The 24,708-nt window shown below is 66.2% G+C and carries 22 protein-coding genes; 7 read left to right on the forward strand and 15 right to left on the reverse strand.

Annotated elements, in window-relative coordinates:
- Positions 1–19: 19 nt before the first annotated feature.
- From QH290_RS09265 to QH290_RS09275, 3 genes are all read right to left on the reverse strand, one after another.
- Complete coding sequence (locus QH290_RS09265; RefSeq protein WP_280382564.1) at positions 20–1,099, reverse strand: hypothetical protein; 1,080 nt, start codon at positions 1,097–1,099, stop codon at positions 20–22.
- A 123-nt stretch (positions 1,100–1,222) separates the two neighbouring features.
- On the reverse strand, positions 1,223–1,372 hold the full coding sequence (locus tag QH290_RS09270; RefSeq protein ID WP_280264220.1) for a class III lanthipeptide: 150 nt from the start codon (positions 1,370–1,372) through the stop codon (positions 1,223–1,225).
- A 63-nt stretch (positions 1,373–1,435) separates the two neighbouring features.
- Positions 1,436–3,940 carry a class III lanthionine synthetase LanKC N-terminal domain-containing protein gene (locus QH290_RS09275; protein ID WP_280382565.1) on the reverse strand — a complete coding sequence of 835 codons (2,505 nt, stop codon included), beginning with the start codon at positions 3,938–3,940 and terminating at the stop codon, positions 1,436–1,438.
- 251 nt (positions 3,941–4,191) lie between these two features.
- Here QH290_RS09275 and QH290_RS09280 point away from each other — a divergent pair, with 251 nt between their 5' ends.
- Positions 4,192–4,416: a hypothetical protein gene (locus QH290_RS09280; protein WP_280382566.1), complete on the forward strand. Its 225-nt coding sequence runs from the start codon at positions 4,192–4,194 to the stop codon at positions 4,414–4,416.
- Here the strand turns inward: QH290_RS09280 and QH290_RS09285 are convergent.
- From QH290_RS09285 to guaA, 5 genes are all read right to left on the reverse strand, one after another.
- Positions 4,403–5,023: a hypothetical protein gene (locus QH290_RS09285; RefSeq protein ID WP_280382567.1), complete on the reverse strand. Its 621-nt coding sequence runs from the start codon at positions 5,021–5,023 to the stop codon at positions 4,403–4,405. The two genes, QH290_RS09280 and QH290_RS09285, sit on opposite strands and share 14 nt — an antisense overlap.
- 66 nt (positions 5,024–5,089) lie before the next feature.
- The gene (locus QH290_RS09290; RefSeq protein ID WP_280382568.1) at positions 5,090–5,740 is read right to left on the reverse strand and encodes a helix-turn-helix transcriptional regulator; all 651 of its coding nucleotides are present in this window, start codon (positions 5,738–5,740) and stop codon (positions 5,090–5,092) included.
- 125 nt (positions 5,741–5,865) lie between these two features.
- The gene (locus QH290_RS09295) at positions 5,866–7,617 is read right to left on the reverse strand and encodes a hypothetical protein (protein WP_280382569.1); all 1,752 of its coding nucleotides are present in this window, start codon (positions 7,615–7,617) and stop codon (positions 5,866–5,868) included.
- Positions 7,617–7,934, reverse strand: coding sequence for a hypothetical protein (locus QH290_RS09300; RefSeq protein WP_280382570.1), 318 nt, complete (start codon positions 7,932–7,934; stop codon positions 7,617–7,619). The genes QH290_RS09295 and QH290_RS09300 overlap by 1 nt, the downstream gene beginning before the upstream one ends.
- A 430-nt stretch (positions 7,935–8,364) precedes the next feature.
- Positions 8,365–9,951: a glutamine-hydrolyzing GMP synthase gene (gene guaA / locus QH290_RS09305; RefSeq protein ID WP_425301593.1), complete on the reverse strand. Its 1,587-nt coding sequence runs from the start codon at positions 9,949–9,951 to the stop codon at positions 8,365–8,367.
- Between the two features lie 184 nt (positions 9,952–10,135).
- On the opposite strand from guaA, the gene QH290_RS09310 reads away from it, so the two are divergent.
- On the forward strand, positions 10,136–10,933 hold the full coding sequence (locus tag QH290_RS09310; protein WP_280382571.1) for an alpha/beta fold hydrolase: 798 nt from the start codon (positions 10,136–10,138) through the stop codon (positions 10,931–10,933).
- Between the two features lie 5 nt (positions 10,934–10,938).
- On the opposite strand, the gene QH290_RS09315 is transcribed toward QH290_RS09310, so the two are convergent.
- Both QH290_RS09315 and guaB read right to left on the reverse strand, forming a co-directional pair.
- Positions 10,939–12,069 (reverse strand): GuaB3 family IMP dehydrogenase-related protein, encoded by a 1,131-nt coding sequence (locus tag QH290_RS09315; protein WP_280264201.1) that lies wholly within the window; start codon positions 12,067–12,069, stop codon positions 10,939–10,941.
- 245 nt (positions 12,070–12,314) lie between these two features.
- Entirely contained in the window at positions 12,315–13,790 is a 1,476-nt protein-coding gene (gene guaB, locus QH290_RS09320; protein ID WP_280264234.1) for an IMP dehydrogenase, read from the reverse strand.
- A gap of 517 nt (positions 13,791–14,307) precedes the next feature.
- On the opposite strand from guaB, the gene QH290_RS09325 reads away from it, so the two are divergent.
- Entirely contained in the window at positions 14,308–14,721 is a 414-nt protein-coding gene (locus QH290_RS09325; RefSeq protein ID WP_068014746.1) for a DUF5319 domain-containing protein, read from the forward strand.
- 201 nt (positions 14,722–14,922) lie between these two features.
- Here QH290_RS09325 and QH290_RS09330 read toward each other — a convergent pair whose 3' ends face one another.
- From QH290_RS09330 to QH290_RS09340, 3 genes are all read right to left on the reverse strand, one after another.
- Positions 14,923–16,062 carry an anti-sigma-D factor RsdA gene (locus QH290_RS09330; RefSeq protein ID WP_280264199.1) on the reverse strand — a complete coding sequence of 380 codons (1,140 nt, stop codon included), beginning with the start codon at positions 16,060–16,062 and terminating at the stop codon, positions 14,923–14,925.
- The gene (locus tag QH290_RS09335) at positions 16,055–16,633 is read right to left on the reverse strand and encodes a sigma-70 family RNA polymerase sigma factor (RefSeq protein WP_068014750.1); all 579 of its coding nucleotides are present in this window, start codon (positions 16,631–16,633) and stop codon (positions 16,055–16,057) included. The genes QH290_RS09330 and QH290_RS09335 overlap by 8 nt, the downstream gene beginning before the upstream one ends.
- Positions 16,634–16,777: 144 nt before the next feature.
- Positions 16,778–17,641 (reverse strand): hypothetical protein, encoded by an 864-nt coding sequence (locus QH290_RS09340; RefSeq protein WP_280382572.1) that lies wholly within the window; start codon positions 17,639–17,641, stop codon positions 16,778–16,780.
- Positions 17,642–18,305: 664 nt separating this feature from the next.
- On the opposite strand from QH290_RS09340, the gene QH290_RS09345 reads away from it, so the two are divergent.
- The 3 genes from QH290_RS09345 to QH290_RS09355 all read left to right on the forward strand — a co-directional run bounded on the left by QH290_RS09345 (position 18,306) and on the right by QH290_RS09355 (position 20,011).
- The gene (locus tag QH290_RS09345) at positions 18,306–18,599 is read left to right on the forward strand and encodes a WhiB family transcriptional regulator (RefSeq protein ID WP_280264193.1); all 294 of its coding nucleotides are present in this window, start codon (positions 18,306–18,308) and stop codon (positions 18,597–18,599) included.
- 535 nt (positions 18,600–19,134) lie between these two features.
- Entirely contained in the window at positions 19,135–19,698 is a 564-nt protein-coding gene (locus QH290_RS09350) for a sigma-70 family RNA polymerase sigma factor (RefSeq protein WP_425301592.1), read from the forward strand.
- 1 nt (position 19,699) lies between these two features.
- Complete coding sequence (locus QH290_RS09355; protein WP_280264191.1) at positions 19,700–20,011, forward strand: RskA family anti-sigma factor; 312 nt, start codon at positions 19,700–19,702, stop codon at positions 20,009–20,011.
- Positions 20,012–20,129: 118 nt separating this feature from the next.
- Here QH290_RS09355 and groL read toward each other — a convergent pair whose 3' ends face one another.
- A complete protein-coding gene (groL, locus tag QH290_RS09360; RefSeq protein WP_280382573.1) occupies positions 20,130–21,737 on the reverse strand; it encodes a chaperonin GroEL in 1,608 nt (535 codons plus the stop codon).
- Positions 21,738–21,858: 121 nt separating this feature from the next.
- Positions 21,859–22,161, reverse strand: coding sequence for a co-chaperone GroES (gene groES / locus QH290_RS09365; RefSeq protein WP_187685248.1), 303 nt, complete (start codon positions 22,159–22,161; stop codon positions 21,859–21,861).
- 598 nt (positions 22,162–22,759) lie between these two features.
- On the opposite strand from groES, the gene QH290_RS09370 reads away from it, so the two are divergent.
- The gene (locus QH290_RS09370; RefSeq protein ID WP_280264188.1) at positions 22,760–24,259 is read left to right on the forward strand and encodes a DUF7159 family protein; all 1,500 of its coding nucleotides are present in this window, start codon (positions 22,760–22,762) and stop codon (positions 24,257–24,259) included.
- The last annotated feature ends 449 nt before the right edge of the window (positions 24,260–24,708 follow it).

Raw genomic sequence — 24,708 nt, forward strand, 5'->3', positions numbered from 1 at the left:
TTCGTCGCTCGGCTTTTTTTTAAATCCCATCTCCATACACCTTTAATTTAAACTGGTTGGTGCCCGTCGGTGCAACAATTGCTTTGTAATGGGTATTTCCTCCTCGGGCCGCGCCCGCTACGGCAATATCCATCCTGCCGAAATAGACCAATGCGAACAGAAGTCCGAACGCACATCCTGCCGACAAGCCGACCAATGCCCTGCCAACCAGCTGAATACGAGCACGGCGAACGGCGGACTCGATTTCCCTCCGCCGCAACCGAGTAGACACGATCTGCAATTCATCGAGCAATCTCGTACGTAGCGAAAATGCAGTCCTCTCGAGCGAGAACGAACGGTCGGTAGTAACATCTCCGAGAATGGATTTCTTCATATGATCGGACACCGACTCGAGCATGTACGAATTATTCAATCGACTGCTTCTGGCCGCGGCCCATGCCGACGGGACACATGCAACGAGGAGGCCCACCGCCATGGTGGGGTGAAAGATGGAGGATGTTACTACCGACGCGGCCACCGTAACCAACGAGGACACCGTCCCCAGCAGAGGTGCCACACCATTTGCGAGTGCTCGCACCCCAAGCTGGCCACCCTGCCTTGCGAGCTCACGAAAGCTCGCGTCTTCGAAGGCAATCAGGTCTGTACGGGAAACCGCACCGGCAATGCGATTCTCGGCTGCATGCGCAATGTGTGGACGTAAGCACGCCTCGATCACTTTATGCAGGCTGTCAATTCCTGCTCGTGCAGCAAAGACAACGATCACGACAGCGATCTCATCCGTCGAATCGAGTAGGTGTTCCGGTGTCACAACGGACTTCATCACCACGCCGAGGGCATCCGCGGTGGCCAGCAGCCCGAATGCCGTGAGGCACCCGCCGACCACACTGATCAAGCCAGCCGCGATCACCAATCCAGGTGCGGTTCGCCACCCGGCGACAACCGTGGCGCCGATCAGTTTCGGAAGCTTCCGCAAATTTGTCAGTGTGCCCGCCTCCGCGACATCTCGCCGATCTCCGACCCAGTCCGGTTCGGTCAGATTGTCCAGCGCAACCAGCAACCGGGCGTCCCGATGGGGTTCCTCGCCTGCCACTCGTGCCATTCTCATGACGGTATCCCCGTATTTCGTACGGTCTAATTCTGACGATTGACAGGACCTGCCGTAGCAGGCGCCGAAAGGGAGAAGCCCAGGCGGCACACTGCTACGGCCGATCACGCCTGTGGATCAGTCCCATCCGCACTTGTTGTGGCTCAGTGCGCTGACACCGCCGCAACGAGACCAGCTGATCGTGCTGGTGACGGTCTGATATTCACCGCCGGTCTGAGCTGTCACTTTCTGAAGATCGAGCACATCAAGGTGCGACATTTGTTCCATCCTTCTCATTGTGATTTTCGTGCCTCGCGGGGCGAGACTCATGGCGCGTTCGGCGCGCCACGTCTACAGTGGGCGAATCAGCCCGTAAAAGTCCTGGCAGATCATATTTACCGCGTGGACTATTCCACTCACACCGGTCGCCAGGTCTGTCGTAATTCGTAGATTTTCGTCACCGGGTACGGCCCATCTGCCGAAGGACATCGGGACCGCCATACCTCGTACTACGGTTTCCAGATCGGTGAGCGGTCGGCATGGCTTGCCGACGAACTTCCGCAGGCCGTTTGCACCGTAGAACAGTCCGGTGTATCCGTTGAACAGACCACAGCCGGTAGACATGGTCGGCGAACCGGCCACAATTAGGTCGTCGACGGCATCGACGACCACAGGGTCCACCACATCGGTGTCGAGATCATGGAGGACAACACCGAAGCCGGCGGACCCGGTTGCCAAGTAGGGAAGTAGACGCCCATTGTCCTTGAACTGCAACCCCCCTCGTGAATCCAGCTCATAGCGACGGAGCTCCGCCAGCAGCGCTCGGTTCATGGCGTCCAGGAACAGGATCTTCCCATATCGCCGGTACGCTGCCGAAAATAGCCAGGCCATTCCCAGATCTCCGTAGACGAGTCCGGACGACTGCGCCGCGAATCGGTTGGTACGGACCGCAGAAACAGAGGGATTCCAGTCCGAACCCGTCAGATACTCACGAGCGAAAATCGCAATATCGTTCTCGATGTCATCGGTAATGTGCTTGACGATCATCGGATAGGATTCCATCTTCAGTGCGGCCAGAAGGATTCCGGCTACACCATCGAAGACCCGAAGACCCGGCGCGCGACCTATCAGATTCCCATCGCTCAGCAACGCGCGCGCTTCCTTTTCGGCGCCCAACGACAGCAAGGCGTAGACCGACCCGCACAATCCGTCGAACAAGCCAGCGCGTCGGCTCCTCTCGGCTTCCTGTACGAGATCTCGAACAACCACGTCGTGCGGGTCCTCGACATATGCCAGCGCGTGTCCCGCCGCACCCAGACCGAGGCCGCACAGTTCGTCCTCGAGCGCCTCGTAGTGCACCGGCAGATGGCCGATCCGCTGACGAGCGGTTACGGCGACCGCGGGTAGATCTTCTCGCAACCTCGCAAGGAAATCGGTCGGCGGCTCGGCACCATTTTCGGACTGCCGCATGTTGCGTAGCATCTCCCGCCTGAGCGAGATGAGCCGATGCACTGCCGGCGGAATCGAGCCATCACGGGATTCCAGCCGATCAAGCAACGCCGATAGCGACCAATTGTACCGCTCGGCGGTGATATCTTCGTGCTCCACACGACCAGTCAACATATCGGTGACGATCGTCGTAACAGCGAAGCGGTCGATATACTGTGGGTCCATTCCCTCCGGTACCGAGTATCCGGGTGCATTTATGCCGCGTGCCGCACCGCTCCCGATCGGCACCGCTGTTTCGAAGTCGACCAGTCCGATCGTCATCGTCTCCGGATCTACCATAATATTTTGCGGATGGAGGTCCCCGTGAACGAATCCCGCCTCTGACAGTTCTGAAACTGCCGCTATCAATCCCGCTACGATAAGCTCACAGTCTGTGGCATATTCTTCCCATGCCTGTCGACTATCGTCGTATATGGGCATGTTACTTGCCATCCATCGCTGCAACGTGATGCCGGGATGCCTAGTGATTGCGATGAAGTAGTGTCCGGAAAGTTCGCCGTCCCACATGAGCCGTGGGCCGGCCCCCACTCCGTTCAGTTCACGGAGAACTCGCGCTTCGCTGGAAATCCGATTGTATCCGTCGGCACCGTCGCTCGTGTATCCGGTATATCGGCGCCCTTCCTTCACCAGGATCTCCAGGCCGGTTTCGAGCCACTCGGCCAGATATATCCCACCGGCATTCGAATGCTTTACTGCCGCATGTATCGATAACGGAACCGCGTGAAGGTTCCTCCGTTCGACAGACGGTCGCAAGAATGGAGGTATATCGACCCATTCCGGACATGTGAACCACGGCTGACGCACGTCTTCTTCCCACGAGCCCTCCGGGTTACGTATGCAATATCTGCCGTCGTTCCGCATCTCTATGAACGCTCCGTACCGAACAAATATCGGCCCGTTTCTCCAGCGCACATCAGTCAATATGTGCGGCCCGGCGATGTCGCCGAGCTCTTCCTCGAGTCGGTCCAGTGTCTGTTGCAGATGTACGGCCGGCGGATAGATCGTGACAAGTTTTCCTGCGGTAGTCCGATCGGCATTCTTGGAGTTGGCCAACCGGTAGAGGCCCGGCGCGGAAACATACTTGAAGGGCAGGGCCAGATCTCCGCAAATCTTTACTGCCGCTCGGATCACCTGCTGCTCGCTTCCGAACGCCGAGCTCAGATGGATCTTCCAACCTTGATCTTCCAATCGGCGACTGGATTTCGGCAGCAAATGCGTCCAATAGCCGTCGTTCTCCACCACGTATCCCGGCATCTCCCATGTAGGCCATGCCGAGCCGGTATCAGCTGGAGGCGAAGATTCGCTGAAGAATTCGCGATCGCGAATACAGTAACTTTCGAACCGCAAATCGACTCCTCGGGCTGATACTCAATGCGTTCTATCGACATGATCAAGTTTTCATCGACAGACATGGAGTGTCAACGAAATCGGTCTGCCATCGGCCTGACTGCCTGGAGACCGTGGTGGAAGCGCCCGGAAGTGGCGGGCTGCCATAGTTCTGCCAGAAGAATGACATCACCTAGACGTACCGCTCCCCGAGCAATAGCCTGATGCACACCGTCGGATATTTCCGACGCATAATCTCGAGGAGTAAAGCCGTGACCAAGTACATTTTGATGGCAGTCGTGCCGGCCTGGATTGCCCTACCTGCCCTGGCCGCCATCGACGCCATCGGCAACGAAGACGTCACCCATCAAATGTGTCGGGCCGGTGGCGGCCAGGCAATTGCGGGGGCAATGGGTAGCCCTGGATATTGCCTGGGTGGTGAGCACGACGGCAAACCGGTTGTCCGACAGGCACACACTGCGGTCAGAGTTGCCTGATAATGGCCCCATGCTCATCGAGGATCGCAATCGACGGGGTGCCGTCCGGAGCCACTCGCAACGATATGCGCGGTCGCCCTTGCGGATCGCACAGTGTGAGCCCAGTTCCGTTCCGGGTGTCAGCGAACAACCGCACTCCCATGGGATGATTCGCTTCCTCTGGCGACGTGTTCGGGTCGCCCATGTTCTTCATCGTCAGCGCAGCGCCCGCCGGCTCGCCTTCCCAATTGGCACCCAAATGAATGGCGTCTCCGTTCGGATAGTCGAATGAGATTTGGGCGCCACTGCCGGAGGCGACGATACCACCCTTCTCGTTGCCGTTCTCATCGTTGAACAGCAGGTATGAGGCTTCCGGTCCCTGCCGTGTCTGCGCGGGATACGTCTTGCCCCCGAGGATGATCGGTGGCTTCGCCGTTGCAAGTAGGAATCGTTGTTTGCCACGGTTGTCGACAACCGTGAAGGAACCTTCGGTGGTCGGCGCAGGGTCGTCCGTGTCGCCGATCTTCGCTGCGGCAACCCCGATTCCGAGACCTGCGACGGCAGCCGTGGATCCCACGATGACCGAACGACGATTGGGCGCTTGCTTCGGCGTTTTCTCGTTTGTCACCGCCGGATCATATTCCTTTGGTGCCCATCTGATTTGGCTCTCCCGGTGTGTCCCGGGGATCGGTGATCACACCGGCACGGCGGTGAGGGGCGGGCCGAGGCCGTCCTGTTTCGTCGAACTGATCAGCTCTGCACGGCTGTCCACTCCCAGCGTGTCGTACAGAGTCCGAATACGTCGGTACATCGAACGCTCGGACATGTTGTTCTGGCGGGCGATTTCGGCAACCGTCATCGACGAGCACAGCATCTGTAACAACCGCTCGTCGGAATCGTTCAGCGTGCGGTGGCCGTCCTTCCGGAGCCGTGGAGCCGCTGCAGTTCGGTCCGATCGCACATATTCGTCGAGGTGTGCACGGAGAATCTCGGCTTGCCGCGCACCGGATATCGCGATGTTGATCACGAGGTTTGCCCCGGAACGGATCGCGGAATACGTCGAGTGGCCGGTGACGTCGTTCGTGACCGCAACGATGAAGCTCAGGGTGTGACGCGCCCGCACCGTGTGCAATGCCTCGGCTTGGTACTCGGAGTTGACCGGCAGCATGATCGGCGTGCCGTCCACGCCGGGCCGCGAGTTCAATTCGTCGTAGTGGGCGAACTCGGCACGCAGCGGTGTACTGAAAAGCCTCCGCCACAGACCATCCACCGATGCCACGTAATCGCGCAGGCTTTGATGCGCGAATATTCCTGGGCTGGAGGACGTTTCGGTATCGTCCAGCATCCTCGGCAGCATCCGCGCAACGCCTCGTTCGCCACGGTCTACCTGACTCGGATCAGTCATGGTTACCTGCAACCTTCGATCGATCTCGTGCGCTCGCTGGGGCTCAGCGATCGGTGCTGCTGTTGTCAATTCTCGGCCGACCCGGCCTCGTCGGTGGCCGCCGCGGGAGTTTCCCTCGGCTCGGCGTCTTCTTCCTCGTCGTCCTTTCGCGGATGCGGTGCAATCGTGCTGACGTGCTCCGTATCGGCGCCCCGACTGCCCGCTGTCGGCGACCACATCGGCAACCCGAAAGCGGATGTCGATCTGGCACCGTCGGTCGGCCCGGCGGTGGTGCCCGCAACATCGGCCGATGCCGGCCGACTGGGAGTGCCCGCCGGGGATTCGACTTTCGGATCGGCCGGGGACGGGGTTCCGCTCGGATTACCGGCCCCGGTTTGGTCGTTGGCCTCGGTTCCGGAGGGCCCGGCTTGGTCCTCGGCACCGGTATCCACCGGCCGACCGGTGTCGGTTGGGCCGCCGCTTCCCCGGGGATCGCCGGTCCCCTTCGGATCGTCGGCTCCGGGCTGTTCGCCGACATCGGGCGAGGATGCATTGGTGATCGTGTCCGCGAGATTGGCTGCGTTGCTTGCGGTCTCGATGACCTTATCGATGAGAGTCAACGGAAGTTCGGCGATCTTCACGCCCAAGTCCACGACCGAGCTGATCGCAGAGGTGGCGGTGCTCACCGTTTGGGCGGTCTCTGTAATCTGACTGTTCACCGATGCTGTGTCACCCGACCCGCCACCATCGCCGGTGCCGCCGCCATCCTCCGATGCCCCTCCGTCTCCGGAGCCGCCACCATCTCCTGAACCGGCGTCGTCTGGTGACTGTTCGTCCTTCTGTTTCGTTGTTTGCTGAGTGTTCTGCGGCTGCTGGTTCGAGACGGTGGTGACCGTGCCGGCGGGCGAATCGCCGGTTTGCCGACCATTGTCGGTCGGGCTCACCTTCGCCGAATCCGTTGCGGTGACTGTCGGTTGCGATGTGGCGGCCGCCGACACTGTGGCATCACCTTGCGAAGTGTCGGAGTGGAGGTTCAAGGTGCTCGATGTCGATGCGGCGACGGTGGGATCACCCGTTGTCGCCGACGACGGATAGGGGCTCTGATCGAGACCGCCGAACACCGTCAGCAACTGGCTGTACTGATTGCTGATGGCGGACTGCGTGTTCTGGTTCAAGGCGACGAATTCGCTGACGCTGGTATCGAATTCGGGAACGAAGGTGTCGTCGAGCCAGTCGGTGCAGTAAGACCTGGGGTCGGTGCCGTCGGGCAGGTCCGGCAGGACTTCCCGGACCAGCTTGCGCTTGGCGTCGTCATCCACGAGGCCGAAGTTGCCGTTGGCGTACTCGACGATCTGCTCGACCTCTTCGGGTGTCTTGCCGCCGACCGTGAGAGCGCCGTAGACGGTTTCACTGGTCTCGACCTTCTGCTGAAGGCTCGCCGCGATTTCTGTCGTCGCGGTGGTAATCGCGGTGGCCACCCCGGCCAGTGCCTCGACATCGGTGCCGACGCGCGCGGAAACCTGTGAGAGCAGCGCAGATGCGTCGACACCGGCACCTTCCGGCCAAGCCGACCCGATCTGACCGGTCCGGTTCGACTGGCCGCGTGCTTCGTCCTGCGCGGTGGTCAGCTGGGTCTGCAGAGCGGTGCCGAAGGTGGACAGATCGGTGAGGTCCATCCCGCGTTCGGCGTCGTACTGCTCGCGAAGTGTGGTGAGGTCATAGCCCGCAGGGTTGCGGCCGGTCCAGCCGGTGTACGACTCGAGGAAGAGTTGCAGCCGTTGCAGACCGGATTCACCGCGGTCGAGCATGGTCTCGACGTTCAACTCGAAAGTATCCATCACGCAGCTATATTCAGTCTCGTGCCCGCAATGGAGGCCGTGTTGTCCCGCTCCTGGGTCCGGTAGGCGCCGACGCTGCGGTTCAGCGCGCTCGCGCAGTCATCGATGCTGGCGCCCCACCGCGTCAGAACGGCTGCGGTGTCGGTACAGGCGAGCGAGAGCCGGTCTCCGAATTCTCGGTAGTTCTGCCCCACCTTGGACGGATTGACCTGCGCAGCAGTAGATCTCACCGTCGAAGCCAGTTCCAGAACGTTCTGGCCGGAGGTGACCAGATCCGCCGCAATGCTTTGTACCAGCACCGTATCGATCGCTATCATGATTACCGCCTTCCGGACCCGACGAGGCCGCCGATTCTCGTCGGCGTCCACGCAGCGTCGGGCCATCCCCAGTTCGGTTGGGGTACAAGAGGTTCCAATATCGACTAGTGGGTCGAGGACGGAGCGCCGGTCGTCCACTCCGGCGAACTGCTCCGCTCCCTACCCCTTCTTGGTCGGACATTAGGTATGACGTGCCGTGGTCCCGGACGGTTCCCACCAAATTCGGAGTTTTCGGCGCGCCATATCATGACGGCCCACCCGGGGTGGCAACTGCAGGCGGCCGGAAGCTTCTCCGGTGCTGATACGAATCCACAACGGCCACAACCTCGCCCATTACCGTTCGCGTAGCGGACCTGGTTTGTCGGTGGCGATCTCTCGGACTACACCGCAGCGTGGCGTCGGCCTCCGGCGCCAGCGGCGGGCACGGCCCCTACTCCCACTCGATGGTCCCCGGGGGCTTGCTGGTGACGTCCAGGACGACGCGGTTGATCTCGGCCACCTCGTTGGTGATGCGGGTGGAGATCCGCTCGAGCACCTCGTAGGGCAGGCGGGTCCAGTCGGCGGTCATGGCGTCCTCGCTGGTCACCGGACGCAGCACGATCGGGTGGCCGTAGGTGCGCCCGTCGCCCTGCACGCCCACGCTGCGCACATCCGCCAGCAGCACCACCGGGCACTGCCAGATCTGCTTGTCCAGCCCGGCCGCGGTCAGCTCCTCGCGCGCGATGGCATCGGCCTGGCGCAGCGTGTCGAGCCGGTCGCGGGTGACCTCGCCGACGATGCGGATGGCCAGCCCCGGACCCGGGAACGGCTGGCGCGCAACGATTTCCTCGGGCAGCCCGAGTTCGCGCCCGACCGCACGCACCTCGTCCTTGAACAGCAGGCGCAGCGGCTCGACGAGTTCGAACTCCAGATCCTCGGGCAGGCCGCCGACATTGTGGTGGCTCTTGATATTCGCGGTGCCGGTGCCGCCGCCGGACTCCACCACGTCGGGGTAGAGGGTGCCCTGCACCAGGTATTCCACGGCGGGGGTGGGCCCCGTCCCGGCCTCCGCGGAGGTCTCCTCGACGATCTGTGCCACCGCGTCCTCGAAGGAGCGGATGAATTCGCGCCCGATGATCTTGCGCTTGTCCTCCGGGTCGGTGGCGCCCTTCAGCTCACCGAGGAACTTGTCCACGGCGTCGACGGTCATCAGCTTCGCCCCGGTCGCCGCGACGAAGTCGCGCTGCACCTGCTCGCGCTCCCCGGCCCGCAGCAGGCCGTGATCGACGAACACACAGGTCAGCCTGTCGCCGATGGCCCGCTGCACCAGTGCGCCGGCAACGGCCGAGTCCACGCCGCCCGACAGCGCGCAGATGGCGTGGCCGTCGCCGATCTGCTCGCGCACCTGCGTCACCAGCAGGTCGACGATATTCGCCGAGGTCCACGAGCCCGGAATGCCCGCCATCTCGTGCAGGAACCGGCTCAGCACCTGCTGCCCGTGCGGCGAATGCAGCACCTCGGGGTGGTACTGCACACCGGCCAACCGGCGCTCCCGGTCCTCGAATGCCGCCACCGGCGAGCGCGAGGTGGTGCCGGTGACCTCGAACCCCGCGGGCGCATCGGTCACCGCGTCGCCGTGGCTCATCCAGACCGGCTGGCGGGTGGGCAGGCCGTCGTGCAGCAGGCCGCCGTCGATGCTCAGTTCGGTACGCCCGTACTCGCTGGTGCCGGTGTGTGCCACCGTGCCGCCGAGCGCCCGCACCATCGCCTGGAATCCGTAGCAGATGCCGAATACGGGCACGTTCAGGTCGAACAGCCGCGCATCCAGTTGCGGCGCCCCCTCGGCGTACACACTGGCCGGGCCGCCCGACAGGATGACCGCCAGCGGCTGCCGCTCGGCGATCTCCTCGACGGTCATGGTGTGCGGAACCACCTCGGAGTACACGCTGGATTCGCGCACCCGCCGGGCGATCAGCTGCGCGTACTGCGCTCCGAAGTCGACAACGAGGACCGGTCGCTGGGTTTCTGCCACCCGCACAGTTTAGTGAGCAGGTCGCCGCGTCCGGGACATGGGTTGGCGACTCCACGAATCCTCATGCGCCACAACGTCGCTGCCCGGCGAACCGGCAGCACCTCGGGTATTCGCAAAGATCACCGAGCGCCGCGGAACTGCGACCGCAACCCGGCACTGCGCCGGGGCCGATCCAGCTATCCTCGTGCTCGTGCCATTCGCCCGTGCGATCGATGCCGAGATCCATTACGAGGACAGTGGCGGCGACGGCCCGGTGGTACTCCTCGGGCACGAATTCTTCATGGACCGAACGATGTTCGCGTCGCAGGTTGCCGCACTGGCCCCGGAGTTCCGCATCGTCGCGTGGGACGCGCGCGGGCACGGCCGCACCCGCGACAAGGGACTGCCGTTCACCTACTGGACCGCCGCCCGCGACGCCCTGACCGTGCTGGACCAGCTCGGCATCGAGCGGGCCGTCGTCGGCGGCACCTCGCAGGGCGGATTCAGCGCCATGCGGACCGCGCTGCTGGCCCCCGAGCGGGTGTCGGCGCTGATCCTCATCTCCACCGAGGCGCACGGCCCGACCCCGCAGGAGCTGGAGACCTCCCGCCGATTCCTGGACCGGTGGTACGAACCCGGCGTGCGGCGGGCGCTGGCAGACCATCTGGCGCAGTGGCTGATCGGCGACGACCCCTGGTACCGCGCGGTGTGGACCAAGCGCTGGCTGGCCCGCGATCCGCACGCCACCGAGGTGGCCGCCGGTTGCCTGCTCGGCCGCGATTCGATCCTGGAGCGACTACCCGAGATCACCTGCCCGGCGCTGGTGATCCATCCCCTGCGCGCCGGTATCCCCCGCGCCCACGCGGCGGATATGGCCCGCCGACTGGCGAATTCGCGCTATCTGGAGATCGAGGGCGCCCGCCAGGCGGTCAACATGACCCATTCGGTCCAGGTGAACACCGCCATCCGCGGATTCCTGCGCGATACGGTCGTCTCCCGCACCGGCTGAGTCCCTCAGCGCACGGTCAGGCCGACCCGCTGGAACTCCTTGAGCTCGCAGTACCCGGCCTTGGCCATGGAGCGGCGCAGGCCACCGACGAGATTCACCGAGCCCCACGGGTCGCTGGAGGGCCCGTAGAGCACCTGCTGCAAGGTGGGCCGCTCGTCCTCGTCGGCGAACTTGAGCAGCGCGCCGCGCGGGACCGAGGGATGCGCGGCCGCCGACGGCCAGTACCAGCCGCGACCGGGCGCCTCCTGGGCAAGCGCCAGCGGCACGCCCAACATGGCCGCGTCGGCGCCGCAGGCGATGGCCTTGGCCAGCTGCCCCGAGGAGACGATGTCACCGTCGGCGATGACGTGCACGTAGCGGCCGCCGGTCTCGTCGAGATAGTCGCGGCGCGCGGCGGCGGCGTCGGCGATCGCGGTCGCCAGCGGCACGCCGATGCCGAGCACCTCGCCGGTGGTGGTCGCGCCCGGCGTGGAGCCGTAGCCGACGATCACACCGGCGGCACCGGTCCGCATCAGGTGCAGCGCGGTGCGATGATCGCTGACCCCGCCGGCCACCACGGGCACGTCGAGTTCGGCGATGAAGGTCTTGAGGTTCAGCGGTTCGCCATCGCCGACGTGCTCGGCGGAGATGATGGTGCCGTGCACGACCAGCAGGTCGATCCCCGCCTGCACCAGGGCGGGGGTCAGCGCGCGCGCGTTCTGCGGGCTCACCCGCACCGCCACCGTCACGCCCGCGGCCCGCACCTGCGCCACCGCGGCGGCCAGCAGATCCGGCTGCATCGGCGCGGCGTGCAGCTGCTGCAGCAGCGCGACCGCGGCCTCGGTGCCCTCCTTCTCCGAGACCTCGAGCAGCTGATCGATGCGCGCGGCCACATCCGCGTGCCGCGCCCACAGCCCCTCGCCGTTGATCACGCCGAGCCCGCCCAGGCGGCCGAGCTCGATGGCGAACTCCGGGGACACCAGCGCATCGGTGGGGTGGGCCACCAGCGGGATGTCGAATCGGTAGGCGTCGAGCTGCCAGGCCAGCGACACCTGCTTCGACGAGCGGGTGCGCCGCGACGGCACGATGTCGACATCGTCCAGTTCGTAGGTACGCCGGGCGGTCCGGCCCATGCCGATCTCGACCATGTCGCGCACTGGATGTTCTCCTTTATGTGTGTAATGCCATGCCCCGGGCACGGCACATCACGGTGCCCTGACCAGTATTCCCACCGGCGGACGGTCCCATACTCCCAGTTCCCGTAACAAGCCACAGCTTCGGGGGCACGCTGTATTTTGGCCTCCGCTTCGCTCCGGCCTCTGAAACTCGAGACGCGCCGAAAACCTCCCGGGTGTTGTTGCTCGGCTATCGCTTCGCGGCCGGGGTTGGCAAGGCGGCAGGGTCAGCCTTTGCCGCGACCCGTGTAGTTCGGGGCCTCGACCGTCATGGTGATGTCGTGGGGGTGGCTTTCCTTCAGGCCCGCCGCGGTGATCTGGACGAACTGGGCGCGTTGCAGATCGGCGATGGACTGGGAGCCGGTGTAGCCCATGGCGGCGCGCAGGCCGCCGACGAGCTGGTGAATCACCTGGTTGACGGGACCGCGGAAGGGGACCCGGCCCTCGATGCCCTCGGGCACCAGCTTGTCCTCGGCCAGCACGTCGTCCTGGAAGTAGCGGTCCTTGGAGTAGGACTTGCCCTGGCCGCGGCCCTGCATGGCGCCCAGCGAGCCCATGCCGCGGTAGCTCTTGAACTGCTTGCCGCCCACCAGGATCAGCTCGCCGGGAGATTCGGCCGTACCCGCCAGCAGCGAGCCCAGCATCACGGTCGACGCGCCCGCCGCGATGGCCTTGGCGACATCGCCGGAGAACTGGATGCCGCCGTCGGCGATCACCGGAACGCCCGCCGGTTTGCACGCGGCGACGGCCTCGAGGATCGCGGTGATCTGCGGCGCGCCCACTCCGGCGACCACGCGGGTGGTGCAGATGGAGCCCGGCCCGACGCCCACCTTCACCGCGTCGACACCGGCCTCCACCAGCGCGGCCGCGCCCTCACGGGTGGCGACGTTGCCGCCGACCACCTGGATGCGGTCGCCGACCTCGGTCTTGAGCTTGGCGACCATCTGCAGCACCTGGGCCTGGTGGCCGTGCGCGGTGTCGACGATCAGCACGTCCACCCCGGCATCGCGCAGGGTCATCGCGCGCGACCAGGAATCCTCGCCGACGCCGACCGCCGCGCCGACGAGCAGGCGGCCGTCGCGGTCCTTGGTGGCGTTCGGGTACTGGTCGGTCTTGACGAAGTCCTTGACGGTGATGAGCCCGCGCAGCCGGCCGTTGCCGTCCACGATCGGCAGCTTCTCCACCTTGTGCCGCCGCAGCAGGCCCAGCGCGGCCTCGGCGGTGACACCCTCCTGCGCGGTGATCAGCGGCGCCTTGGTCATCACCTCTTCGACGCGGCGGTCCTGGTCGACCTCGAAGCGCATATCGCGGTTGGTGATGATGCCCACCAGCTCGCCGGTCTCGTCCACCACCGGCAGACCGGAGATGCGGTAGCGCGCGCACATGGCGTCGACCTCGGCGAGCGTATCGCCGGGGCGGCAGGTCACCGGATTGGTCACCATGCCCGCCTCGGACCGCTTCACGGTCTCCACCGCGGCGGCCTGGTCGACGGCGGCGAGATTGCGGTGCAGCACGCCCATGCCGCCGGAGCGGGCCATCGCGATCGCCATGCGGGCCTCGGTGACGGTGTCCATCGCCGAGCTCACCAGCGGGGTGCGCAGCGTGATCTCGCGGGTCAGCCGGCTGGAGGTCTCCACCGAGCTGGGGATGAGATCCGAAGCGGCCGGCAGCAACAGCACGTCGTCGAACGTGAGGCCGAGCATGGCGATCTTGTTCGGATCATCACCACCCGTATGAGGGCCGTATCCGATGCCGCCCGAGCGGGGCCCCTGCGTGGTTACGCCAGCTGCCTCCTCCGGGGCCTGACCGCTCGGACGGGCGGCGCGTTCGCCCATCACGGGACTACTCATCGGATCGACCCCTCCTGGACCTCGAAAGCAACGAACCGGGGAACCACCCGGATCGCGAACAGCTGGCGGAATGGCGGAGCCGAAGATCGATACCCGGCACCTGTTCCGTCCATGGTATCGACCGCGCAAATCGAACGGCCACGCGACTCGGCGCAGTTATCTCCGCCACACCCGCCCGGCGCGACACGCCGACAATCTCGAGCAACCGGCGAACGCCGTGCGGTTGCGGTCCGCGCACCACCGCGGGTTGCGAAAAACGGAGCCTTCCAGGCAACGTAGGCCGGAGACATCGGAGGCGGCGTCATCGAACACGGCCAAAACTTCATCCCAGCGCTGGCGCAGGCACCCCTGTTCTGCGTACCGTGGGATTGTGCGTGACCATCTACCACCTGGCCTGCCGCCGGATCCGTTCGCCGGAGACCCCTCCGACCCGTCGGCCGCGCTCGATGCCATCGAGCCGGGGGAGCCGCTGGATCCTCACGAGCGGCTAGCGGTCGAAGAGGATCTCGCCGACCTCGCGGTCTACGAGGCGCTACTGGCGCACCGCGGTATCCGCGGACTCGTGGTCAGCTGTGAGGACTGTCGGCAGGATCATTACCACGATTGGGATATGTTGCGCGCCAACCTGCTTCAGCTGCTGGTCGACGGCACGGTGCGCCCGCACGAGCCCGCGTACGACCCGACGCCGGAGGCCTACGTCACGTGGGACTACTGCCGCGGGTACGCCGACGCGTCGATGAACGAGGCGCTGCACGGCGACGGGTTCGAGGGCTTCGAGGCCTGATTCCGGTAGGCAGGCATACGCCTGACTCCGGCGCGTAGATGAAAGAAGCCGACCGCCGGTCGGCGATCGGTCGATGCGTTGTGTGTTCACGCCCGCACGGCTCATGCACGGTTCACGCCCGCACGGCTCATGCACGATGCGAGGAGATGCGAGGAGGAGACTCGGCTACGGCCGGTTACCGGCCGTGAGCATGTGAATCCGCTACCGGATGCTGCCGGGCAGCGAACCCCCGGGCGGCGCGATGCCGATGCTCGGCGATCCGATGCTGGGCGACCCGGCCGACGGCTGCGTCGGGCGGAAGGTGGGCCCGTCCGGCAGGGTGCCGGGGCGCTGCGTCGGGAGATCCGGGATCGACGCCCCCGTCGAGCCGATGGTACTCGGCGCGACGGTGGGCTCGATGGTCGGTGGTTCCTGCGGCAGGGTGGTCGGCCGCCCCGTGGTCGGCAGGGACGGCGTGGTGGGCAGGGTCGTACCGGGTTTGGTACCGCCCGGCCCGCCCGGCGTCGTCTCGTCCGTCTCGGGAGCGGGGCCCATGCGCGGATCCACGGTCGTACCGGGTTTGGTCGTCGCGCCGCCCGTCGGCCAGCCGGTGGTCGGCACCTCGGTCGTCGGGCTCGGACGGCCGGTCGCCTTCGGCGGATTGGGCGGCGTCAGCGACGCGGCGATATCGGGTGCGACCGTATTCAGCTGGGCCCACAGCTCGTTCCAGCGTTTGTCCAGCTCGTTCTTGCGCTGGTCGTCGCTCACCTGGGTGGCGGTGTTGCTCGCGCTCGCCAGCAGCGCCTTGGCCTGTTCCGGGCGGCCCTGATCCATGAGGGCCGCGGCCTTGGTCATATCGTCGTCGGCGCGCTGAGCGATGGTGGTCTGCGCCTGCTGGCTGAAGACCACCTCCTTGACCCGCCACAGCGGATCTCCCGGCTGCGCGCTGTAGGAGAAGGCCGTCATTCCGCCCATGATCAGGGCGAGTGCGGCGGCCGCACCCATGATGGGGCGGATCAGCCGCAGATGACTTCGCCGATTGCCGTTAACCCTCGCCTGCCGCGCACCGATCTCTTGATTGACCGACGCGACAACAGCATCCAGGTCCGGCCCGGCCGGTAACGGCTCCTCGACGATCTCCGCCCGCCAGTTCGCGAGCAGGGTCGCGAGCTGATATTCCTCGGTGCTGTCCGTCGTTACGGTGCCATCGCCGGCGATGGCGTCGATCAGCGCATCGTCGCGGCGTACCGCGGCGATGTCGACCGGCCCCGTCTCACCGGATGCCTCGGCGTAGGGATCGCTGTCGTGCGATCCAAGTCGCGCCTTCCAGTCGCCCCGACCGCGCTCGCCATCCCTAGCCATACATTTCACCTGCCCTCGCCACTTGTGACTTCAGTTTCGCGAGCGCCCGGTGCTGGGCTACCCGTATAGCTCCCGCCGTACTGCCCACGGCGACAGCAGTTTCTTCTGCTGACAGACCCATGACCAAACGCAGGATCAGGATCTCTCGATGCTTCTCCGGAAGCGTGGCCAGCAAACTGTTCATCTGCCGGCTCGTTTCGGAATCGAGAGCGCGCTGCTCCGGCCCCTGGTCGGTGGATATGACATCTGGTACTTCGGCCATCGCATCCGCCTTGTTACGGGCGGCATTACGATGGGCGTCGGCGACCTTGTGCGAAGCGATTCCGTACACGAAAGCCATGAACGGCCGACCCTGATCCTGATAACGAGGCAGGGCGGTCATCACGGCCAGACAGACCTCCTGCGCAACGTCGTCCGCGGAGAGCTGCCCACGCTCCGCGGATCCGATCCGCGCACGGCAGTAGCGCACTACCAGTGGGCGGATGATCTCCAGTACCTGGGCTAAAGCCGAACGATCGCCCTGCCCTGCGGCAGCGACGGCGGCGTCCAACTCCTCGCCCGTGTTCGTCATCGTCAGAGATATTCCTGGCGTTACAAGTGGCACGGTCGGTTCGTGACCAGTGCTTCCGCCGGTCGGCGGAACGCGTCCAACAATAGCGGCTTCCCTTTGTGCACCGGGCAACACGGGGATCAGCAGCCGCCCGGAACATCCGCCCTAGCGCAGCAGACCGCCTCGACCAGCGAGGTCGCCGGCGCAGGCCCTCGCCTCGGCCGCCGCCCGCTCGGCCGCGGCGCCCGCGTCCACTCCCGAACGCAGCATCGCGCAGGCCCACCGCAGCGGCAGCAGTTCGTATTCGCGGCATTGTTCGGACACCGTCGCGGCCACGTCGCGCGACCGGTCGAGATCACCGGCGGCCGCCGCCGACGCGGCGACCAGTAGACGGGACTTGACTCGGTGCCGGATCGACGGACCGGCCTCGGCGATCGCCAGCGCGGTCTCGGCATGCCGCAGCGCCGGCTCGGCGACCAGGCCCGAACCCGGTGCCGCCAGGGCGGTCTCGGCCGCCACCCAATGCCAGCGCAGCAGCGGGCGCTGCCCCTCGGAACGGGCGGGAAGATACGCCTGGCAACGATCCAGCAGTCGCGCCGCCAGATCCGGCCGGGCCGTCCCCAGCGCATCGGCAGCCAACCCGGTCAACGCGTCGCAAATCGCCTCCGCGCGCACCGGCTCGGGCACCGCCGCGCGGCCGGGCGCCAGCAGCGCCACCGCCCGGCCGTCCGCGACGGCGGCCCGCGTATGCCACCCGAGCTGGCGCAGCAGCGAGGCCTCGGCGCTGGCGGCCAGCGAGCGCAGCACCGGGTCACCGGTGGCGCGGTGGGTGCGCCGCAGTTCGGCGCGGGCGGCGGCATAGCGGCCCTGGCCACCCAGGACGACCGCGCGCAGCCAGGATTCGGGGGCATCGGCGGCGGTGGGCAATTCGGCAGCGGCGATACCGGGACGGGCACCGAAGGCGGCCTCGGCGAACACCGTGTCGCGCACGGACGGCCACCGCCGCGGGACCGCGGAAAACTGTTCCACCGACGCACCCTATCCGGCCGCGCACCGACCCGGCCGCGGCGCCGCAACGAACCGCGGGCAACCGTTCAGCATGAAGAAAGCCACGCCGATGTTTCCATCTCGTAAAACTGGGACCGGCTATCAGCCAGCACGTACGTTAGGAATTCGTATGCTTTTCGGATAATTAACCTGGACGCCTCGGCACGGCCATCCGGGTTCGTGAACATTCATCGAAACCGTGTCACCCGTCACATACCACACCCGCGGCGGGGAACGGGCCGGACACCCCATTCTTACAATGAAATGCGGTATGACCTGCCAATTTATGAGATCTCACAACTTTCGCCGGGATACCGGGCAACTTGGCCAACCGAACAGTATCGCTATCGGTGTCCCCGATGTAAATAGCAGGAAGGTTAAATCTGAGAGCTGCCGGTATTGAAATCGGCGACGGACAAACTATTGACTGGATTTCGCCGCGCGTCCTAACGTACGTCATCGCCGTCGTCGGCGCCGTGCGAAATTGCGGCGACCACGAACTGCGATCGCCGGGGCTCCGGCGACACGGTCCGAGCCCGATCTCGGCGAGGTCTCATCCGGCCACGCCGCGCCCGGGTCCGGACAGACCGCTGCTGACAAGCACCGCTCGACAACGCCGACGAGCTCGCACCACTAGGAGTTCACCATGCCCATGCCCACTCACCTCCCCGGACCGAACGCCGACATCTGGGATTGGCAGATGCGCGGCTCGTGCCGCGGAGTGGACTCCGCCGTCTTCTTCCATCCCGATGGTGAGCGCGGCCGCGCGCGCACGCAACGCGAGATGCGCGCCAAGGAGATCTGCCGCACCTGCCCGGTCCTCATGCAGTGCCGTAGCCATGCGCTGAAGGTCAGCGAGCCGTACGGGATCTGGGGCGGGATGTCGGAGACCGAGCGCGAGATGCACGCGCGGCGCAACCGCCGCCGGGTGACCGTCTGAACCGACCGCCCTCCCGGTCCGGACGGGCGGACGCCGAAATTCCTCCCATCCGAAACGCCCGGGGCGCCGAATGCCTAGCAAACACCCGGCCACTGAGCTACCGGCCGGTGAACACCGACTACAGGCGCGCAGGCCCGTCCGGTCACCGCCGATCAGCCTGCCGCGAGATGGCCAGAAGCCTTGCCACCTGTGGCCCCGGTGTACACGGCCCGGCCCGATGGAGGCATTCTGTTCATCTACAAGGGCCCCGTGTACGCGGAATTGGACACAGCGTTTCGCAGATTCCCCGGCGTGTCACGGCGTGTCGCACTAAAGACCCTCCGGCGTGTCGGGGAATGTCCGAAAACCGCTGAGCCACAGTCGGTTTGCCGATACCCCACCCGAGAGGAGGTCATAGCGGCACGCTACGGTAGTGGCCGATGACACAGAATGGAGCGTTGTGACAACGCGGCCGCCGGCCGCAGAGGGCGACTCGTTCCAGCAAGCAGTCGGGGACGGGGACGAGCGGGTGGAGACACCCCGCACAGACTCTGCGGTGACGGCACGCGCAGCCGAAAGTATCGAACTAGCCGCACTTCTCGTGCGCTGCGGCCGATCCGATCAGCAGGCGTTCGCCGAGCTGTACGACCGAACGTGCGCCCGGGTATTCGGCCTGGTGCTGCGTGTCCTACACGATCCCGGCTACGCGGAGGAGACGACCCAGGAGGTCTACCTCCAAATCTGGCGCACCGCAGCCAACTTCGACGCCGCCAAGGGGTCGGCGGTCACGTGGCTGATGACGCTCGCCCACCGCCGGGCGGTCGACCGCGTCCGTGCCGAGCAGGCACACGCCCAGCGCGAGGTCGCTTACGGCGCAAGCACTCTCGGTAACGAATTCGACGAGGTCACCGAAGAAGTAGGACGAAGACTCGACCAGCAGGCGGTACTGGAGGGTCTGGCCACCCTGACGCAGACGCAGCGAGAGGCCATCTCGCTCGCCTATTTCGGCGGCCGGACCTATGCGGAAGTAGCGGAGTATCTCGGCGTAGGGTTACCGACCGTTAAGTCTCGTATCCGCGATGGGTTGACAAGACTGAAGAAGAGTTTGGGAGTGACGTGAGATGAACGAAAGCCAGATCGATCTCGCGCACGCGGTCGCGCTCGGATCGATCGGCGACGAGGACCAGCGCGCAGTGCAGCAGCTACTCGACTCGGGTGACGAGCGGCTGCGCGCGGACTTCAACAGGGAAGTGCAGCTGACCAGAGAAGCTCTCACCGTGTTCTCCTCGGCGTCGGCCGACCAGCCGCCCGCCTCGCTCCGTGATCGTCTGCTGGCCGCCATCGCCGAGGACCAGGCTCCCGCGGCGGCCGCCCGCCACCCCCACCGGGTCACCCGCCATCACGACGGGACCGATTCCACCGCCCATCTGTGAACTCCGCGCGGACTCTCGTGCCGGAATCCGGATGAACAGTCGATGGCCGGACAGCCGCAACAACGAACGGGCCGTTCACATCCGAGGGATGTGAACGGCCCGTCGCTCGTTCGCCTGCTCAGTGAGCGTGACCGTGGTGGTCGCCCTCGTCCTCCTCGGCAGGCTTGTCGACCACGGCGCTCTCGGTGGTGAGCACCATGCGCGCGACCGACGCGGCGTTCAGCACCGCCGAGCGGGTCACCTTCACCGGGTCCACGACACCGTCGGTCACCAGGTCGCCGTAGGTGAGGGTGGCGGCGTTGAAGCCGTCCTTGCCCTCGGAGACCTTGCTGACCACGACCGCACCGTCGACACCGGCGTTGCTGGCGATCCAGTACAGCGGCGCCTGCAGTGCCTTGCGCACCACCTCGACACCGATGGCCTGGTCACCCGACAGCGAGTCGCGCAGCTCCACCAGCTTGGCCGCCGCCTGCACCAGCGCGGAGCCACCGCCGGGGACGATGCCCTCCTCGATGGCGGCCTTGGCCGCGTTCACCGCATCCTCGACGCGGTACTTGCGCTCCTTGAGCGCGGTCTCGGTGGCCGCACCGACCCGGATCACCGCGACGCCGCCGGACAGCTTGGCCAGCCGCTCCTCCAGCTTCTCGCGATCCCAGTCGGAATCGGTCGCCTCGATCTCGGCCCGCAGCTGGGCGACGCGGGCGTCGATGGCGTCCTGGGTGCCCGCACCGTCGACGATCGTGGTCTCCTCCTTGGACACGACCACGCGCCGCGCCTTGCCGAGCAGGTCCAGACCGGCCTCGCGCAGGCTGATGCCCAGATCCGGGTTGATCACGGTGCCGCCGGTGACGGTGGCCAGATCGTCCAGGAACGCCTTGCGGCGGTCGCCGAAGAACGGCGCCTTGACCGCGACGACCTTGAGCGTCTTGCGGATCGCGTTGACCACCAGGGTCGACAGCGGCTCGCCCTCGACGTCCTCGGCGATGATGACGACCGGCTTGCCGGTTTCGGCGATCTTCTCCAGCAGCGGCAGGAAGTCCGGCAGCGAGGAGATCTTCTCCCGGTGCAGCAGGATCAGGGCGTCCTCGAACACCGCCTCCTGCTTGTCGTGGTCGGTGACGAAGTAGCCCGACAGGTAACCCTTGTCGAACTGCACGCCCTCGGTGACCACGAGGTCGGTGCTCACCATGGAGGACTCCTCCACGGTGACCACGCCGTCCTTGCCGACCGTGGTCAGCGCCTTGCCGACCATCTCGCCGATCTCCTCGTCGCGCGAGGACACGGTGGCGACCTGCGCGATGGCCGACTCGCCGGAGACCGGCTTGGCGGCCGCCAGCAACGCCTCGGAGACCGCGTCGGCGGCCTTGCTGATACCCGCGCCCAGGGCGATCGGGTTGGCGCCGGCGGCGATGTTCTTCAGGCCGCCCTTGACCAGGGCCTGCGCCAGCACGGTGGCGGTGGTGGTGCCGTCGCCGGCGACGTCGTTGGTCTTGGTGGCGACGCTCTTGACCAGCTGCGCACCGAGGTTCTCGAAGGGGTCCTCGAGATCGATGTCGCGGGCGATGGTGACGCCGTCGTTGGTGACCGTCGGACCGCCGAACGCCTTGGCCAGCACCACATGCCGGCCACGCGGGCCCAGCGTGACCTTCACGGCGTCGGCAAGCTTGTCGACACCGCGCTCCATCGCCCGGCGAGCCTTCTCGTCGAACTCGATCTGCTTTGCCATAAGTCCTTTTCCTTGGATTCCAGGCGGAAACGACGTAGCCCCGGCCCCCGCTCGAGGGGACCGGGGCACTGTCGTTACGTCTCGATCCCGGCCTGCGCCGGGATGACCGCGCGAAGCGCGGTCACTTGTCGACGACGGCCAGCAGGTCGCGCGCCGACAGGATCAGGTACTCCTCGTTGTTGTACTTGATCTCGGTGCCGCCGTACTTCGAGTAGATGACGACGTCGCCTTCCTTGACGTCCAGCGGAATGCGCTTCTCGCCGTCCTCGTCCCACCGGCCGGGGCCGACGGCGACGACGGTGCCCTCCTGGGGCTTTTCCTTCGCCGTGTCGGGGATGACCAGGCCGGAGGCGGTCGTCGTCTCGGCCTCGTTGGCCTGGACGAGGATCTTGTCCTCGAGCGGCTTGATGTTCACGCTCGCCACGTTGAGCCCTCCACTTTCAGGGGATTCGTCGCGTCCGGGGCGGTTCCCCGGACTCACGGTTTCGGTCACGGTGTCGACCCTGTGCATAGCCCCGTCGTCGCGGGTGCCGGGACCCCTGCTCAGCAGTCGTAGCTGGCACCTGAGCAACATCCGCAGTGCCACCTAGCACTCTATACACGTGAGTGCCAGCGCTCAAGGCTGGGTAGTGCCGAGTGCTGTTACGAACGCGACCTATTCGACACGCCCGAAGCCGTGGCAATTGATCGCCGAAATCTGTAACGTTCGGATAACGGATTGTGACAGTATGGACGACGGCTCTGTGATGTTGCGCCCGCCGACCCCACACCGTGCCAGTTGGTGCTCTGTCACGTGATCCGTCGAGCATTACACAACTGCTTCACCCACCCGCGCGACGACCATCGCGCACGCCTGAGACGAGAGCAAGACCGCAAGTGATCGTTGGCCGGTCCCGACACCCGAACGGACAAGGGCCCGGCCGGATGCACTGCTCGGGCCGGCCGCCATCCATGCGGACGCCCGCGCTGTCCGTTCGAGATGGTCGGCGACACCGTGACCATCCGCTCGAAGGGAGGTGAACATGCGAACATCCCTCGGCATCTCCGCCGGGAACGAAGTGGTGTGCTCGGCACTTGTCGCCACCGCTCCGAACGGCGCTCAAAGCTTCGACTATCGGGTCGTGTCGGCGGACGCCGCACATTCCGATCTCGGTGATCTGGTGGCGTCGTCGATCGAACTGATGACGACCCAGATGCCCACCCGCGACGTCGTACACCCCGTCGGCGCGCACACCGCCGGGCTCCCGGCCCTGCACCCCGAGACCGCCGCCGGGCCGCCGGGCGCGATCGCGGTCGCCTACCGCGACCGGGAACAGGCCGTCGCGATCCGATCGGCGATCGGCCGCCAGCGCCGCGATGTCCAGCTCATCCCCGAGAGCACCGCCGCCCTCACCTACCTGCGCCACACCGGCCTGCTCGACCGGTACGAGACGGTCGCGATCGTCGACCTGGGCGCCTCGGGCATGACGGTCACCGTGGCGGACCTGGCCGACGACACCGCGCTGCGCTCCGAGCGCACGACCGCCGTCAGCGGCACCGCCGTCGACGAACTCATCTACCACCACCTGCTGGACTGCCATTTCGCTCGCCGCGGCACCCGCCCCAACCGCGGCATGCTCATCAACCGCAGCCGCGCGGCCAAGGAGCACCTGTCCATCGCCCCGGCCGTGACCATCGACCACGTGGCCGGTCAGCCGCTGAAGCTGACCCGCGCCGACTTCGAGGAGTTGATCGCGGACCTGGTGCGCGAGGCCGCGGTGTTCGCCGCCGCGGTGTTCTCCCGCGCGCCGAAGCTGCCCGAGGCGGTCGCGGTGATCGGCGGCGGCGCCAATATCCCGACCGTTGTCGCCGGTCTCGACGAGCTGCTCGACGTCCCGGTGCTCACCGTGCCGGAGCCCGAGGCCGCGACGGCGAAGGGTGCCGCGCTGGTGGCGGATTCGGCGCAGCCGTCCGCCTTCCCGGTGATCAGCCTGGGCTCCGACGCCTCCACCGGCACCTTCACCAAGCTGGTCGGCACCCTGGCCGGGGCGGTCGTCGTGGTGGGGTTGGTGGTCGGCTACGGCATCAAGGAGCTGGTGCCCGCCGACGGCCACGACGTCAGCCCCGTGGGCACCAGCGATACCGCGCAGCTCACCACCACGGCGACGCCGTCGCCCACGCCGAGCGGCTCCACCACCACCGCCGGGCAGACCCAGCCGGGCCGGACCCAGCCCGGGCGGCAACCCGCGAGCAGTTCCGCCCCCGTGTCCCCGTCGGAATCCGGCCAGCCGTCGACAACCACCGCCAACCAGGCGCCCTCGTCCACCACCACCACCGCGCCGCAGCTGCGCCCGGACCCGAACCTGCCGCAGATCCCCCTGCCCGACCTGCCACGCCTGTTCGGCCCGCTGATGGGCACCACCACGCCCGAAACCTCCATCCCCCAGGGTGCGTCCCCCACCCCCACCCCCAACCGCCCCTCCGTACTCCCGAAAGCCAATTCAGGCTCCGCAGGCATGGCCCCGGTCCAACCCACCGACTGATCCCGGCCAAAAGCACGCCGGGAAACGGGAAGTGCACGAGCACACCGGAAAATGACGCGCACGAGCACACCGGAAAATGACGTGCACGAGCACACCGGAAGATGACATGCACGAGCACACCGGAAGATGACGCCGCACGAGCACACCGGGATATGGAGCTGCACGCGCGTGCCCGGAGGTAGGCCGCGCACGAACACACTGAGGACGTAGGGCTCACACGCGTATGGGGCGGGAAGTAGATCGCGCAAGCGCGCCGGGAAAGTAGGTCGCGCACGCACGCGCGGGAGAGTAGGTCGCGCACACACACGCCGAGAAGCAGGCCACGCACACACGCCGACAACCAGGCCACGCACACACGCCGACAACCAGGCCCCGCCCAGCCACCCAGAAAGACAGGCCGCCCCGACGCCGGGAGGGAGCCCAGCCCCCGAGCCCGGGGGGAAGGCGCG

It is taken from the genome of Nocardia wallacei (assembly GCF_029869545.1).
GTDB classification, from domain to species: Bacteria; Actinomycetota; Actinomycetes; order Mycobacteriales; family Mycobacteriaceae; genus Nocardia; species Nocardia wallacei_A.